The organism is Pseudoalteromonas nanhaiensis (assembly GCF_051235485.1).
Classification (GTDB): domain Bacteria; phylum Pseudomonadota; class Gammaproteobacteria; order Enterobacterales; family Alteromonadaceae; genus Pseudoalteromonas; species Pseudoalteromonas lipolytica_C.
Genome location: NZ_JBPNYQ010000004.1, coordinates 59,645 through 75,533, shown reverse-complemented (window position 1 = coordinate 75,533; position 15,889 = coordinate 59,645). Strand labels below are relative to the sequence as shown.

13 protein-coding genes are annotated in these 15,889 nt (G+C 41.4%); 4 read left to right on the top strand and 9 right to left on the bottom strand.

The features are described from left to right. Position 1: 1 nt before the first annotated feature. Positions 2-1,081, bottom strand: coding sequence for a M24 family metallopeptidase (locus ACSFVZ_RS05640; RefSeq protein ID WP_435558318.1), 1,080 nt, complete (start codon positions 1,079-1,081; stop codon positions 2-4). A 129-nt stretch (positions 1,082-1,210) separates the two neighbouring features. Here ACSFVZ_RS05640 and ACSFVZ_RS05635 point away from each other — a divergent pair, with 129 nt between their 5' ends. From ACSFVZ_RS05635 to ACSFVZ_RS05625, 3 genes are all read left to right on the top strand, one after another. Continuing rightward, the gene (locus tag ACSFVZ_RS05635; RefSeq protein WP_435558317.1) at positions 1,211-2,431 is read left to right on the top strand and encodes a M24 family metallopeptidase; all 1,221 of its coding nucleotides are present in this window, start codon (positions 1,211-1,213) and stop codon (positions 2,429-2,431) included. A 160-nt stretch (positions 2,432-2,591) separates the two neighbouring features. Further along, complete coding sequence (locus ACSFVZ_RS05630; protein WP_199526912.1) at positions 2,592-3,998, top strand: YfcC family protein; 1,407 nt, start codon at positions 2,592-2,594, stop codon at positions 3,996-3,998. A gap of 451 nt (positions 3,999-4,449) precedes the next feature. Then, positions 4,450-5,367: a hypothetical protein gene (locus ACSFVZ_RS05625; protein ID WP_435558316.1), complete on the top strand. Its 918-nt coding sequence runs from the start codon at positions 4,450-4,452 to the stop codon at positions 5,365-5,367. Between the two features lie 164 nt (positions 5,368-5,531). Here the strand turns inward: ACSFVZ_RS05625 and ppiC are convergent, their stop codons facing one another. From ppiC to ACSFVZ_RS05590, 7 genes are all read right to left on the bottom strand, one after another. Next, a complete protein-coding gene (gene ppiC / locus ACSFVZ_RS05620) occupies positions 5,532-5,810 on the bottom strand; it encodes a peptidylprolyl isomerase PpiC (RefSeq protein ID WP_055021968.1) in 279 nt (92 codons plus the stop codon). Between the two features lie 63 nt (positions 5,811-5,873). Then, entirely contained in the window at positions 5,874-6,506 is a 633-nt protein-coding gene (locus tag ACSFVZ_RS05615) for a lysoplasmalogenase (RefSeq protein WP_435558315.1), read from the bottom strand. 58 nt (positions 6,507-6,564) lie between these two features. Further along, complete coding sequence (locus ACSFVZ_RS05610) at positions 6,565-6,963, bottom strand: thiol-disulfide oxidoreductase DCC family protein (protein ID WP_435558314.1); 399 nt, start codon at positions 6,961-6,963, stop codon at positions 6,565-6,567. A 2-nt stretch (positions 6,964-6,965) separates the two neighbouring features. Then, the gene (locus tag ACSFVZ_RS05605; RefSeq protein ID WP_135926535.1) at positions 6,966-7,988 is read right to left on the bottom strand and encodes a zinc-binding dehydrogenase; all 1,023 of its coding nucleotides are present in this window, start codon (positions 7,986-7,988) and stop codon (positions 6,966-6,968) included. 13 nt (positions 7,989-8,001) lie between these two features. Further along, entirely contained in the window at positions 8,002-9,408 is a 1,407-nt protein-coding gene (locus ACSFVZ_RS05600) for a TolC family protein (RefSeq protein WP_435558313.1), read from the bottom strand. Then, positions 9,401-12,547, bottom strand: a complete 3,147-nt coding sequence (locus ACSFVZ_RS05595; RefSeq protein WP_435558312.1) for an efflux RND transporter permease subunit — start codon at positions 12,545-12,547, stop codon at positions 9,401-9,403. The genes ACSFVZ_RS05600 and ACSFVZ_RS05595 overlap by 8 nt, the downstream gene beginning before the upstream one ends. A gap of 6 nt (positions 12,548-12,553) precedes the next feature. Next, positions 12,554-13,720, bottom strand: coding sequence for an efflux RND transporter periplasmic adaptor subunit (locus tag ACSFVZ_RS05590; protein ID WP_435558311.1), 1,167 nt, complete (start codon positions 13,718-13,720; stop codon positions 12,554-12,556). Between the two features lie 118 nt (positions 13,721-13,838). On the opposite strand from ACSFVZ_RS05590, the gene ACSFVZ_RS05585 reads away from it, so the two are divergent. Then, positions 13,839-14,783 carry a LysR family transcriptional regulator gene (locus ACSFVZ_RS05585; protein ID WP_135926531.1) on the top strand — a complete coding sequence of 315 codons (945 nt, stop codon included), beginning with the start codon at positions 13,839-13,841 and terminating at the stop codon, positions 14,781-14,783. A 12-nt stretch (positions 14,784-14,795) separates the two neighbouring features. On the opposite strand, the gene ACSFVZ_RS05580 is transcribed toward ACSFVZ_RS05585, so the two are convergent. Next, positions 14,796-15,839: a GGDEF domain-containing protein gene (locus ACSFVZ_RS05580; protein WP_435558310.1), complete on the bottom strand. Its 1,044-nt coding sequence runs from the start codon at positions 15,837-15,839 to the stop codon at positions 14,796-14,798. Positions 15,840-15,889 lie beyond the last annotated feature (50 nt).

Below are 15,889 nucleotides of genomic sequence, written 5' to 3'. Positions count from 1 at the left end.
CTTAGATTGTGAATGGCTTAGGCGCATGAGTAAGCACCTCAAAGCCTGACTCGGTGACAACTATGTCATCTTCAAGGCGCACACCACCGTAGCCTGGTATATAAATTCCAGGCTCAATGGTGATCACATTTCCTACTTCAAGGTTGTAGTCTGTCAGTGTGTTGATAAATGGCACTTCATGTAAAAATAACCCTAAACCATGGCCAAGACCTTTACCTGCGTACTCGCCAAAGCCCGCATCAGCAATTACCTTGTTTGATATGGCATTTAAATCTAAACAATTAACGCCCGGTTTAACCATTTCTAGTGCTGCATTTTGTGCATCTAGAACAGTATTATAAATACGGGTTTGTTTTTCTGATGCTTCGCCAATAATGTAACTGCGAGTCATATCTGAGCGATAACCATTTACAACTGCACCAAAATCAAGCGTTACAAAGTCACCTTGCTTTAACACCTGATCTGAGGGATTACCATGTGGCAAGGCAGAACGCTCTGCAAACAGCATAATGGTTGCAAACGACATACCCTCTGATCCTAGTTTTTGCATTCTAAATTCAAGCTCTAAGGCAAGATCACGTTCAGTTACACCCGGTTTAAAATAAGGTAGCGTTTGTGCTAATGCTTCATCAGCGATGGCTGCGGCAGCCTTGATTTGCGCCACCTCCCAGCTATCTTTAACGCGTCTTAGTTTTTCTATTAAGCCGTTTACTGCTGTTAAAGTATGGCCGCTAAGCTCATCTGCCACACCTTGCCAAATTGCTACTGTGACATAACTTGCATCAAATGCGACATGGCTGTTTGGGCTAAGGTGCCTGTTAATACAATGACCAAGAGTTTCGTTGTCTCGATCACGGCAAACAACTTCAAATCCTGTTGTTTCTGCAATTGCTCGTTGGTGGTATCTGTAATCAGTGATCAGCACACAATCATTTTGAGTAATTAATGCATAAGCGGCATTACCACTAAAACCACTTAAGTAACGAATATTTTCATGACCAAGTACTAACATGGCGCTGTAACCTTGTTGTTCTAGCAAGGCTTTAAATTCAGCTTGTCTTTTTAAGTAATTAACTTGCATTGTCGCTCCTTATTTTTTGCGCATGCTAACAATAATCGCAACAAATACGAATATTATGCGATTAGTCGCAGTGAGTTTGCATCAGATGTTTACTCAAGCCACAATGCACAAAAAACCAAGGAGTACACAATGACAACATATGGTATTGGCACACAAACGCCAGAGCAGGCGCTTGATTCTTTGTCAGATATGACAACAGATTTAACCCCTATTCAAAACGACGAATTTCATGCGCGTATCGCAAAAGCACAAGCGTATATGCAAGCAAACAATATTGACGCAATTTACTTAAATGCAGGTACTAACCTTGCCTATTTTACGGGTATGCGTTGGTACGCAAGTGAGCGTTTAGTTGGCGCGATTTTACCTGCTAAAGGTGATGTGCAATACATAGCACCATTTTTTGAAATCGGCAGCTTAAACGATTTTATGGTGATTGATGGCCCAATTCGAGGTTGGCAAGAGCACGAAAATCCTTACCAACTGTGTGTAGATGTACTTTCAGAAATGGGCATTAGCAAAAATGGCACCCTTGGTATTGATGAAAGCGCACAGTTTTTCATCTACGACGGCATTAATAAAGCTAATAGCAATTACAACATTGTTAACGCACAGTGCGTAACGGCTCACTGCCGCATGCATAAATCAGCCAGCGAACTTGCCCTAATGCAACGTGCTATGGACATGACCCTAGAAGTACACAAAGCAACGGCAAGTATGCTTTATGAAGGCATCACCACAACTGAGGTTGAAGCCTTTATTAAAAAAGCCCACCAAAAGGTCGGCGCACCGGGTAACTATTTTTGTATTGTGTTATTTGGTGTTGCGTCGTCTTTCCCGCATGGCGTTAAAAACCCGCAAACCCTTAAAAAAGGTGACGTGGTACTGATTGATACTGGCTGTAAAGTGCATGATTACCTCTCAGACATTACCCGTACTTATGTATTTGGTGAAGCAACCGAACGTCAACGTATGTTTTGGCAGCACGAGAAAAATGCCCAACTTGCTGCTTTTGCTGCTGCTAAAATTGGTGAGCCATGTGGCAAAGTAGATGATGCTGCAAGAAAGTACCTAGCCGAAAATGGCATGGGGCCAGAATATCAAACACCAGGCTGCCCACACAGAACAGGCCACGGCATTGGGTTAGATATTCATGAATGGCCATACTTAGTTGGTGGAAACCCTACCCCACTCGCAACAGGTATGTGTTTTAGTAATGAACCTATGATTGTCGTACCTGATGAGTTTGGTATTCGCTTAGAAGATCACTTTTATATGACAGACGAAGGCCCGCGCTGGTTTACCGAGCCTGCTCATAGCATTGATGACCCATTTGGTTTAGCTAAATAAAATTTCAATCATTATCAAAAGGCCAGTTTTCTGGCCTTTTTTGTATCTAAATTATTACAATCTTTAACAGTGTGTTTAGTTAAGAGACAACCTATCAGCTTTTATCATGTTATGATTTTAAGAATTTAACTTAAATACCTAACATAATTACGGAGAATAAATGGGTTTACGTTTTAAAGTTCCACATACCTTGATACTTCTGCTTAGCATGATGGTCGTTGCGCTTATTGCTACATGGTTAGTACCGCAAGGTTTTTTCACTACCACATTAAGTGAATCTGGCCGCGAAATGGTCGTTGCAGGCACCTATCAAACGGTTGCTGAGCGGCATTACTTAACCCCATGGGATTTATTACAAGCCATACCTCGTGCTTTTGCTGCTGCTCAAGATGTTATTTTCTTTGTGTTAATTGTTGGTGGCGTATTAGCTATTGCACGTGCGACAGGCACTGTCGATGCACTCATTGGTAGGCTTTTAGAGCGCCACGGTAAAAAGCCACAACGGTTAATTTTTATGGTGGTGTTTTGCTTTGCCTTGGCATCAAGCAGTATTGGTACCGCCGGTGAATATATTCCTTTTGTTATTATTTTAGTAGCGCTTTGTAAAGCAATGCGCTTAGACGCAATGACCGCCGTGGGTATGATAGTCGCAGGTTATGGTATTGGTTATGGTGTTTCGGCATTTAACCCATTTACCGTATTAATCGCACAGCAAATTGCAGGTATTCCTGTTTACTCTGGCCTGTGGTTACGTTTAGCCATTTTTATTCCATTCGTGCTCATTGGTTTTCATCATGTTTGGCAATACACCAAAAAGGTAGCTAACGACCCATCTAAATCAATGATGATTGGCGTGCCTTGCCCACTGGAAAATCAAACAGCAACAAGTTACCCAGCACTAGCCCTGCGCCATAAACTTATTTTAGGCAGCTTTATTATTACCCTTGCAATTGCAGTATGGGGCATCGCTACAAAGGGCTGGTACTTGTACGAACTAGGCGGTGTTTTTATTGCTTGGGGTGTGGTTGTAGCCATTTTAGGTAAGCTTTCTGCTGACGAAGCTGCAAACAAATTTATAGAAGGCGTATCTGATCTTGTTACCACCGCAGTGTTAATTGGTGTTGCACGTGGTATCGCACTAATTTTAGAAGACGGCCAAATCCTGCATAGCCTTGTACATGGCATGTCGTTACCGCTTTCTTATGTATCAGCTGAAATATCTGCAATTGGCATGTTGGTTATTCAAACCCTACTCAATACCTTTATCCCTTCAGGTTCTGGGCAGGCTTATGTCACTATGCCACTAATGGCACCACTAGGTGATTTAGTCGGTGTACCAAGACAAGTTGCCGTGCTTGCTTATCAATTTGGTGATGGCTTTTCAAATATGATCATTCCTACTAATGCCGTACTTATGGGTATTTTAGGCATGGCTGGTGTCCCTTATGGCCATTGGTTTAGATTCTGTTTACCACTGTTGATTAAACTAATGGTCGCAGCATCGGTTGTATTAGTTTTAGCAGTAATGTTTGGCTATGGCTTAGATGTCCAGCCCACACTAAATTAACTTAGTCGATTTTAAAAAAGCGCCGTAGGCGCTTTTTTAGTTTATATAAACTAATTTGTAGCAACACATTTTTAGATAGAAATGAGTTGGTGCTGAAGGACGACTTTGTGCCAAAATAATAACATTAGGCGTAACTTGATTCTGCCCCAAAACGAGTTAACGGGATCTATTTTGTAGAGGTAGTTAAAGGTTGAGGTTGGCTTAAAATAAGAGTTAATTGATTTCCATACTGTGTAGTATTTTCATATATTCAAGTAAATGAGCGTCGAGCGCATTTTTCTGAATATCCATAGGGCCAATAAAAATATTATTGTTGGCAATACATTACGTTATTTGTTAAAAGTAGATTTATTAATACATGAGCGTGACATCGGCAGAAAGGCGCGCGCTCTATAAAATTGTTAAGTGCCAAGGCTTGTGCAAACATTAAACGTGAGAGTAGTAATTGAGAATGGATTGGAATGTATTTTTTAGCACAATTAGTCAAACGTCAGGGGCAATAGTTGGAATATTTTCAGCATTCTTGATTACAAAAATTGTGTCAAACCAAACTACGCATGGACAAAAGTTAGGTCAAACATCGGAAAGTTTAGCTTTATCCAAAAAACTAGCGAACGAAACATTAATTAGATATTTTGATTGGTATGGCAAAAGAAAAGCTGAGGATGCAATAGAAAAAATTCGAGAAGATTATGAAAAGACAAAAGAGTTCAAATCACCAGAAGAGTATTACAAAACCGTTTACTTTTCTCCATTCGAGTCTAGAGCTGATTCATTAGAAATCATAAGAAATCAGATTAGCGTAATTGAAGCTGAGGAAAAGGATGAAGAAGAACGAATAAGAAAACAATTTGAAGTACTAGGCTTTGGCCCTGGCAGAGCAACCATGACTCCAATGCATACAACAATACCTAGAATGCCTAATCTGGATTTAATCAACAAGCTGAATGATGAAAGGGATCTTATAGATAATTTATATGTAAGGATTCAGCACCAAGCCGACATAAACAAAAACCTACTAACTGATCTAAACAGTGAATCAGAAAGTTCTAATTTAATAAGTGTTTCCATCTTTTCTGTAATCTTGCTGTTTTTCGCAGGTGTAATTTACCCTCTGAGCTTCCTTCCACTAGTTCCAAATGTTCAAATTTCACTTTCGTTATCAGCATTCTGGGATATTTTGTTTTCTCTGAAAGGAGTTTTATTGACATTGATTTCAGTAATATTTGGAGGTTTGATGCTGGTTTTTTATATTGCCAATAGAAGCCTTTCATACAAAGCAGAGATAAAGGCAGAGCTAGAAAAATACTCTAAGGCTACAAACTATTCGTTATATTTTGCAAACTATGAAGATAACAAGGGCACTTAACAAGCTAATAAATAAGGTCAAAAACAATTGGCTGTTTTCGTGCCTCAACATTTTAGCCAATAATTTTTGCCTACTATTAGGGCGTTCCCAAGGCCTTTCGTTTTTACAGAGCCGTCCTTCGGCTCAAACTCATTTATGTCCAATAGTGAGTTAAACCTAGCGCTTTAAGTTCTGTATAGCACTTTGATTACATGCCAACCAAAGCGCGTTTTAACTAAATGTGGCTCTAAGATTTCGCCGCTGAATGCTACTTTGTCAAACTGTGGCACCATTTGCCCGCGTCTAAATTCACCTAAGTCGCCGCCTTTTTTACCCGACGGACAGGTTGAATGTTTTTTAGCTAGAGTCTGAAACTTAGCCCCTTTTTTAAGTTGCTTGATGATGTCTTCAGCTTGTTCTTTATGTTTAACAAGAATGTGCAGTGCGTGCGCTGTATTTGCCATGGGAAATCTCGAAAATTAAAACGCGCGTATTTTATCACGGCAATCAACACTGAGCCACTGCGGCTATTTATGTATACTCGTTGCCTGCAAAAACCCTTTAATCAAACAATATTGCGCTAAATAATAACTACACATGATTGCGATATCTGCATGTATTATTTCAAAATAAAAGCGGTTTAGGCCAAGTATAGAGTCTGATATAACAAACACTGCGCCACCTAGCACTAATAAACCGTTCGATTTATCTGTCATCCAAGTTAGGCTTGCCATTATGGTGAGCACCAACATATAGAAAAGCACGGGAATGAGCATGTCATTTAAGTTTGGATAGAATAAGCAAAAAATGACAATTGCTAAAAATAGATAAAGGAGTACAACTTCTATTCGCCAATTTTTAATTGGCAACATGGTAATAATATAAAAAGCGTGACTTACAAAGAATGCTGCTAAACCGCTAATAAACAGCTGCCCACTATCGATTGCAAGTAGCACATCACCTAGTGCGGAAAAACTAAGTGCAAACAATAAAGTAATAAAAGTGCGATTTTGTAACTGACTGCGTGCTTTTAATACCATCACAATCAATATACCGATTGGTAAGGTTTTAAAAAGCGCCAGTAAAGGCTGAGGCAGTGATGGTTGTAAGAGCAGTAAAGCAATGTAAACCGTGCTTAAAATTAGAAAGAGAATGTTCATATTGTTATTATTGTTATTTGTTCCCAATAACGAGAGTAGCAAGCTTTACTTTAAATGTTTATAAAAAATGCTGCTTTTGTTTTTCGGTCAGTAACTTATATTGTGTTTGTTTGCCAAAAAACCGATAACGATTACGGCCAAGCCAATCATAAATACGATCGCGAAAGCCTTTTGGCAGTAGCTTGAACACCTTAGCCAAAGAGAATGGAAAACCTAATTTAGTTGCGATAAATAACACAGCGTCGCTTTGTTTATATAGCTGGTTTTTATCAATGACTAACATTGAGGAAAGTGGATCTTTAACTTTGTGAGCCTTTAATAAACGCTCACCTTTATCGCTTTGCATGGGGCATAACTTAAATGTTATTTGCTTATCAAAGCGAACAATAAAACGAACACAAAAATGGCACAGATTGCACTGACCATCAAACAGTATGATTGGGCAGTGAGTTTGCAAAATTAACCGCTTACTTGCACAACTTGTTTACCGGTAAAGCCACCAGCAAGTTGTTTATTTAATGCCGCTGAAACGGCCTCGGCGGTAAAGTCTACGGCATGGATTTGCGGCAATTTGATCTCGCCACGAGCTGCATTATCGAGTAATAAGTTACCCATAAAACTCAGCTTTTGTTGCGCACATAAGCTATTTGCAAGCCACGCTCCACCTAACGATACAATGCCAATATTTGGTGCGCGTCTAAACATCAGTTCTTGTTCAAACTTAGGTAATTCATTTAAACAGGCAATACGGCCACAAAAGCGCATTAACTCAACGTTACGAATGGTGGTATCGCCACCAATACAATCAAGCACCGCATCAAAGCCTTGCGGGCCTAATTCACGGCGAATTTTATCTTCAAGTTTTGGGTCTTTGTAATCAAACACCACATCAGCACCTAATTGCTTAAGTAACTTATGATTGTGTTTGCTGGCAGTTGTAAATACGGTTGCGCCACGTTGCTTAGCAAATTGAATAGCAAATTGGCCAACGCCACCTGCCCCTGCGTCAATAAACAGTGAATCCCCTTCGCTCAGCTGCAACTTATCAAGGGCAATTAATGCCGTCATACCTGAACAAGGTAAGGTTGCAGCGTCTGCAGGTGATACGTTATCTGGCACAACCGATACCGCATAATTAGGCACCGTGGTGTATTCAGATAACACACCTTGATCACCAAGGCTAGCGTGCCATACAACGCGTGCACCAACACCAGGGAATACACCTTTATTTGCCTGAACAACCACCCCAACAGCATCATGACCTAATACATGCGGGTAATGCCACTTACAAAAACCTTGCTTTGCAAAGTTGGCATCAACATGATTTAAGCCCACATATTCAACTTTTATCAAAAGCTCATTGCCTTCAGGGCTCGGTACTGGCAAAGAAAGCTCAGCTAACGCAATTGCGTCGTTGGGCTCAACCACTGCTAGCGCGCGCATTGTTGACGGAAGATCTGTAGTTTGTTGAATATGCGACATTTAATACTCTGGGTTAAAGGTTGTTTAGTTCAAAGCTCCAACGACCATTAAACGCTTGATAAGCACTTACTTTGGCCTGCAATGAAGCAATTGTTGAATCAACAGCGTTCTCTTGCGCTATTAAAACATCCTGTCTCGCATCTAACAACTCTAAGTAAGGAATTTGTCCTTCTTGATACATTGCTTGAGCTTGACCAAATGCTTTATTCGCATAATTAAAACGCTGATCAGCATAATTTAACTGTTGCTGCTGTTTGACTAGTCTTTGCAAAGTAAGTTCACTATCGCTAATCGCTTTTAATACTTTACTTTGATAGTCACTGTAAGCAGCTTCACTTAAAAACTGCTGTGCATCACGCTGAGCTAATAATGCAGGATAGCTGAGCAATGACCATTCAACTTTTGGCGTTACTTGCCATTGTTGCACGGTATCTTCTAAACCATTGCTGGTTAAACTCAACACACCTGCAAACCCTGCCAGACTAATATCTGGCAAAAGTGCTTTTGAGGCTGCAACACTCAATGAATAAGCCTGACTAAACTGATATAAAGCACTGGTGATATCTGGTCTGAGAGCCATTGCTTCACTTGCTTTACTAAACGACACGCTAAACTCGTGGCTTAATAATTCAGGCTCTTCAATCAAAGTTATGTCGCTTGCAAGTCGGCCGGTTAGCACCGCTAGGGTTGCTAAGTCGCGATATTGCAAGTAACTAAGCTCAGGAATAAGCGCTTGTTGCTGCTTTAACTGCGCGAGGGTGCGGTTAAGATCAAGCTCATTTGCAACCCCCTCTTCTACTCGCGCTTTGAGCACATCAATACTTTGCTCGAGTGCCTCGATTTGCATTTCAATGATAGCTTGCTTTTGCACATTACCTTGATAGCTTACATAGCCTTGCACCACAGCAGAAACCACTTCAACCTGTAATGCTCTTAGCTGCTCCGCTTGGTTTAATGCACCTGCATTAGCAGCATCGACAAGCGCGGTAATACGGCCAAACAAATCGAGCTGCCAATTAACATTAACCCCTGCGTTTGACTGGCGCGTAATTACGCCATCTAAGCTGCTACGCTCTGCGCCTACGCTTAGGCTGCCCTGCGGATAATAATCCGCGCGGGCTGCACCTAAACGGGCAATGGCTGCATCAAGTTGAAGTTGGCTGGTTTTTAGGTCGTGATTCATTGCTAATGCATCAGTCACTAAATTGTTTAACTGCGGCGAATCTAAACGGCGCCACCAGTTGTTTTCGCTCGCACCTTCGTTTTGTGCACCTATTTGTGTATCGCTAACAAATTGTGTCAGGCTCACTTGCTGCTCTTGCATATCGACGCTTTGTGCGCAGCCAGCCAGTGCACCGGCTAACAGCATCGCACTGACTAGTTTGCCTTGTTTAAAGATTGCATGAAGAGGCTTATGCATCGTGTTGCTCCTTCTGCGATTTTTTAGTAACTAACATATAAAACACCGGAGTAAACAATAAGCCGAACACAGTTACACCAATCATGCCTGAGAACACTGCGTTCCCCATGGCATGACGCATCTCAGCACCAGCACCTGTTGCTAAAACAAGTGGTACAACACCTGCCGTAAAGGCAATTGATGTCATTAATATTGGGCGAAGTCGTAATCGACACGCTTTGATGATAGCTTCAAGGTGAGACATCCCCCCTTTATGCTGATCTCTTGCAAACTCAACCATCAAGATGGCGTTTTTACTTGCTAGTGCAACCAGTACAATTAATGCGATTTGCGTGAAGATGTTGTTGTCATCACCGACAAACCACACACCTAACAAGGCCGAGAAAATCGTCATAGGCACAATCAAAATAATAGCCAGTGGTAATCTTAAGCTCTCGTATTGCGCCGCAAGTACCATGAACACAAGCAATACAACTAGTGGAAAAACATACACCATGGTATTACCCGCTAATATTTGCTGATAAGTTACTTCCGTCCACTCAAACTCAATACCATTTGGTAATGTCTCAGCAAGGATTGCTTCAATCGCATGCTGTGCTTGGTCAGAGCTATAACCTGGTGCTGGGCTACCATTTAGCTCAGCTGTAGGGTAACCGTTATAGTGCATTACACGATCTGGCCCTGTTGTTGGCGTTACCGTTAATACAGAGCCTAATGGCACCATCTCACCCATGCGGTTACGTACTTTAAGATTCAAAATTTGCTCAGGATCTTGGCGGTAATCAGCATCAGCTTGTGCATTAACCTGATAAGTACGACCAAACAAGTTAAAGTCATTGACGTACACAGAACCTAAGTACACTTGTAAGGCATTGAATACTTCATCAAGTGGAATACCTTGAATAAGCGCTTGCTCACGGTCAATGTCGATATCCATTTGTGGCACTTGAATTCTAAAGCTTGAGTAAAGGCCCATTAATGCTGGGTCTTGCTGCGCTTTAGCAATGGTTGCTTGTAAGCTATTAAAGAGTGCTTCAAAGCCTTTATTAGCACGGTCTTCAATTTGTAGTTTAAAGCCACCTGTTGTACCTAAACCTTGAATTGGCGGTGGCGGGAATACCGCAACAAACGCTTCATCAATAGCAGCAAACTTTTGATTTAACTGAGCCGCAATTGCCATTGCCGACATACTCGGATCTTGACGCTCTTCAAAAGGGGCAAGCGGAGTAAATACAATGCCGCTATTAGGACTATTTGTGAAACCATTCACCGATAGACCAGGAAACGATACTGTGTTTGCAACACCCGGTACTTGTAATGCAATTTTTTCCATTTCTTGCACGACTTCTTGGGTTCTATCTAAGCTTGCCGCATCAGGCAACTGTGCAACTGCCACTAAATATTGCTTATCTTGCTGTGGAATAAAACCACCCGGTACAGCATCAAACAATTTAACTGTGCCACCGACAAGTGCAACATAAGCAACTAATACAATTACACTCATACGAATTAGTTTTTGTACCAGCTTTTCGTAGCCATTAGCGCCTTTATCAAACAAGCGGTTAAAAGGTTTAAACAGCCAATTACCGAATACACGGTTTAATAACTTAGTTAAACGGTCTGGTTTTGCATCATGACCTTTTAATAGTAACGCCGATAACGCAGGCGATAGTGTTAGCGAGTTAAACGCTGAGATAACCGTTGAAATAGTAATGGTTAATGCAAATTGCTTATAAAATTGACCAGATAAACCCGTAATAAAAGCCGTAGGAATAAATACCGCACACAGTACAAGTGCAATGGCGATAATCGGCCCTGTTACTTCTGTCATCGCAACTCGGGTTGCTTCAAGTGGTGATAAACCTTGCTCGATATTACGCTCAACGTTTTCAACCACAACGATGGCATCATCAACAACAATACCAATGGCAAGTACCAAGCCGAATAACGATAAGGTATTAATCGATACACCTAACCATTGCATAACCGCAAACGTACCAATCAAAGACACCGGTACTGCAATCAGTGGGATTACCGATGCACGCCATGTCTGTAGGAACACCACGACAACGATTACCACAAGCGCGATTGCTTCTAGTAGCGTTTTAATAACAGCATCAATAGAGCCGCGTACGAAAATTGTTGGGTCATAAACAATGTCGTATTCAACACCTGCCGGAAAGTCTTTTGATAAACCTTTCATGGTTTCACGCACTTGATCAGAAAGCTCAATCGCATTAGAACCCGGGCGTTGGAATACTGGCATTGCCAAGGCTGGTTGACCATCTAACATTGCTCTTAGTGCATAGGTGTCTTGGCCTAACTCAAGGCGTGCAACATCACTTAGGCGTGTAAGCTGACCTTGCTCACCTACTTTGATGATCACATTTTCAAATTCTTCTTGTGAGCTTAAGCGCCCTTTTACGTTCATCAGAATTTGAAACTGATTACTTTTCGAGGTGGGTTGCGCACCTAAGCTACCCGCTGCAACTTGTTGGTTTTGCGCGCGTAATGCGTTAACAACATCCATTGCCGTTAAATCGCGTGCAGAGAGTGCATCTGGGTTTAGCCAAACGCGCATCGAGTACTGACCACCGCCAAACATCCGAACATCCCCCACACCCGGAAGACGTGCAATTTGGTCTTTGATATATAAGTCAGCATAGTTCGCTAAGTAAGTCGTATCGTGCGTTTTTTCAGGTGAATATAAATGAACCACCATGGTTAAATCTGGTGATGACTTTTCGGCTACAACACCTAAACGCTGAACTTCTTGTGGTAAGCGTGGTAGCGCACTGTTTACACGGTTTTGCACTTGGACTTGTGCACGGTCTAAATCAGTGCCTAACGCAAACGTTACCGTTAACGTCATGCGGCCATCACTGGTTGCTTGCGAAAACATATACAACATGTTTTCAGTACCATTGATTTCTTGCTCAAGTGGCGTCGCTACCGTTTCAGCAATCACCGTTGGGTTTGCACCTGGGTAACTTGCTGTCACAACAACCGTTGGCGGCACTACCTCTGGGTACTCACTCACTGGCAATTGAAATAACGAGATTGCCCCTGCAATGAGAAAGATAAGCGACAGCATCGCTGCAAAGATGGGTCGCTGAATAAAAAAGTGTGAAAATTTCATTTTGCCCTACTTCTTCGCGACTAGATCAGATTGATTATTTGAAAGAGTGAATGCAATTCCGTCGCTATTTATAGTGACTGTGTTTGGTGAAATAGGCATACCAGGGCCTACACGCGCAGGGCCATTTACGGCTATCACATCGTTTTCGTTTAAGCCCGATGTAATCGCTCGTAGGCTGCCGTAACGCTCACCAAGTGTCACTAATTTATATTTAAGAACATTGCCTTCACCGACAGTGAGTACAAAACGGTTTTTCAAATCTGTCCCAATTGCACGCTCTGGCACGATTACTTTTTCGCTTACTTTATTGGCTGCAAGCTTAATACGAGCAAATGAACCTGCTCGCAGTTGTTGCTCATCGTTTTCGAACACGGCACGAACACGAAGAGTACCGGTAGTTTCATTAATTTGGTTATCAATGAAGTTGATTTTGCCATTAAAGTTAAAGCTGGTTTCACCCACTTTTTGCATCACAACCGCTTGTTCGCTTTGAGCAGTCACATCAGCGAATGACTGATTCCACGTGCGCTCATCAATATCAAAATAGGCATACATTTGTTGGTTTGACACAATGCTTGTTAACACGCTTTGACCGGCAAGTACGTTGTTACCTTTGGTGATATTAGCGCGAGATACAACGCCATCGATTGGCGAACGCACTTGGGTAAATGCTAAATCAAGCTCAGCGGCAGTAAGCTCAGCTTGTAGAGCTAGCAATTGCGCTTCGCGTTGTCTTAGCGTTGATTTACGAGATTCAGCTTGCTCAGTAGAAATCGCTTTACGTTCAGTTAAGCGTTCTGCTCGTTTTGCTTCACTTTTTGCTTGCTCAAGTGCCGCCTTTGCACTCTCGATTTGCGCTTTTAAGCTATCAACCAGGGCAGCAAAAGGACGAGCATCAAGGGTGAAAAGCAAATCGCCTTCTTTAACGCTGTCACCTTCTTTAAAGTTAATTTTATCAATTACACCCGAAACTCGCGGCATAAGGGCAACTTCTTGTGGTGCTTCTAAACGCGTTGTATAGGTGTGCCAATTTTGTACCGGCTTAAAAAGTACTTGTGCTACATCGATAGGTTGTAAATGCTGTTGCTGCGCTGCTTGGTTGGCTTCTGTGCCACACCCTACAAGCGTTAAGCTCGCAATGGTCACTGCCACTGCAAGAATAGATTTGTTCATCACGACTCTCCTGTTAATAGATTGGAGACAATGTTACGGAACTAATTAGAGGATAAAAACGATAGATTTTTAAATTCATTAATGCCAGAATGGCACCAATAAAGTTTAAGGAACTGCTATGGATACCACCAGCCGCTTATTAATGTTACTTGAAGTGATTGAACGAGGCTCATTTGCTAAAGCCGCAGAGTCTAGAAATATAGACCGTTCAGTCATATCAAAACAAATTAGCCGTCTTGAAGATGAATTAGGGGTACGTTTACTTAATCGAACTACGCGTTCCTTTTCGTTAACTGCCGCTGGCGCTGAAATGGTAAAAAAAGCAGCTGAACTCAGAGATTTGCTATCAGATACCGTAAGACTTGCAGAGAATTACCACCAAGAACCCCGAGGTACGTTAAAAATTACCTCATCAAGTATTATTGGCAAACGATATATTCAGCCAGTCATTAATGACTTTCAAAAACGCTTTCCGCAAGTAGAAGTGGAGCTTCGCTTAGACGACAGACTGATTGATTTAGTGTCAGAAGGTTATGATTTAGCTTTTCGCGTTGGCGAGCCAAAAGACTCATCATTTATTGCCCGAAAAATTGCCCGCAACCGCATGTTACTGCTGGCCTCACCTGAGTTTATCGAAACTTACGGTATGCCAAAGCATGTTGAAGATTTAAAAGAGTTGCCTGCCGCTAGTTATTCAAGCCCAAGTAAACGCATTAGTGGTATTCGCTATCGTAATGTCGATGGCGATATTATTGAGCAAAACATTAAAAGTGTCTTTCGTGCAAACGATGCTGAAGTACTCTTAATGAAAGCTATTTCAGGCAATGCTTATGTTCTTGCCCCGGCATTTATTCTTGATGATGAAGTAAAACGCGGCGATTTAGTGCCCATTTTAACCGATATGGAATTACTCGATTACAGCGCCGTGTACGCGGTTTACCCACACAGAGACTTACCAGTAAGAACACGTTTATTTTTTGATGCTATGCGCGAGTACATAGGCAAAGATATTCCAATATGGGAAGCGAACATTCCTGATTTTGACACTATGTACAAGGGTTAAGTCTATATAGCGCTAGCTCGCTTTATTACACCGGGTTAATTGTTGGTTTAACTCATAAGCCGTTACGACTTTGTTTCGGCCTTGCTGTTTAGCTTGATAAAGTGCATCGTCAGCTCGTTTTATAAAGCTTTTTAGGGTTTGGTTTGGTGTATAGCAAGCAACACCGATACTCACAGTGAGGTTGATGGCTTGCTCGTCAATATTGTGAATTGTCGATGCTAACTGCTCCCTTAATTCTTGTGCAAAATCTAGTGCACCTTGAGGGTCGCTGTTTGGTAAAAAAATAGCAAACTCTTCACCACCAATACGAAACACATATCCTTTAGTAATCCTTTGTCTGAAAAACCTAGTCACCTCAATTAAAACGCGATCTCCCATTTCGTGGCCATAGTGATCATTAATTTTTTTAAAATAATCAAGGTCTAACATAAGGATAAACAAACCATGTTTATTTGTTTGTTCAATTTCAAAATAGTGTGTCATTGCTAAGCGATTACCAGCCCCCGTTAACGGGTCAAGTAAAGCTAAGTTTTCGAGCCGCTGTCCATACTCTGCACGACTGTTTTCAAAGGTATGAGACACCGCCCAAATACTGATGTAGGTGAAAGAAAAATTAAGTAAGAAATTAATAGTATTAAGGGGTTCTAAACTAGGTTTAGCTAATAGAATCGCGGCTTGAGTGACAGCGGCTATTAATGAAAGGTACAAACCAACTTGTTTACCTAATAGCAAGTAAAACAAAATAGGTAATGAACAGGTCCAAATAAACAACACGCTTTTTATGTTACTTAAATACGTGCCGAGCGTGATTAAAACCGTTAAAAAAATACATAATGTAACGGATTGCCAGCGATGACCATTGTGATTTCGTGTATAAAAGAAAATATAAAAACAGAACAGGGCGAAGATAACTTCAAGTGCCCCTAATAAAATCATGTTTGTAACAAGTAAATTAAAAACGGCAAAGATACTAGCAAGCACACCCAAGCAAAATCCCATCCATTTCAGAACGTTATTTCGTAAAGCCTGAGTACCTCTCAGTGCGCCGATATCCATTAGATTTCCTGCCGTAATTATAGTCAGCAGATTTTAACGTGATTCACCAT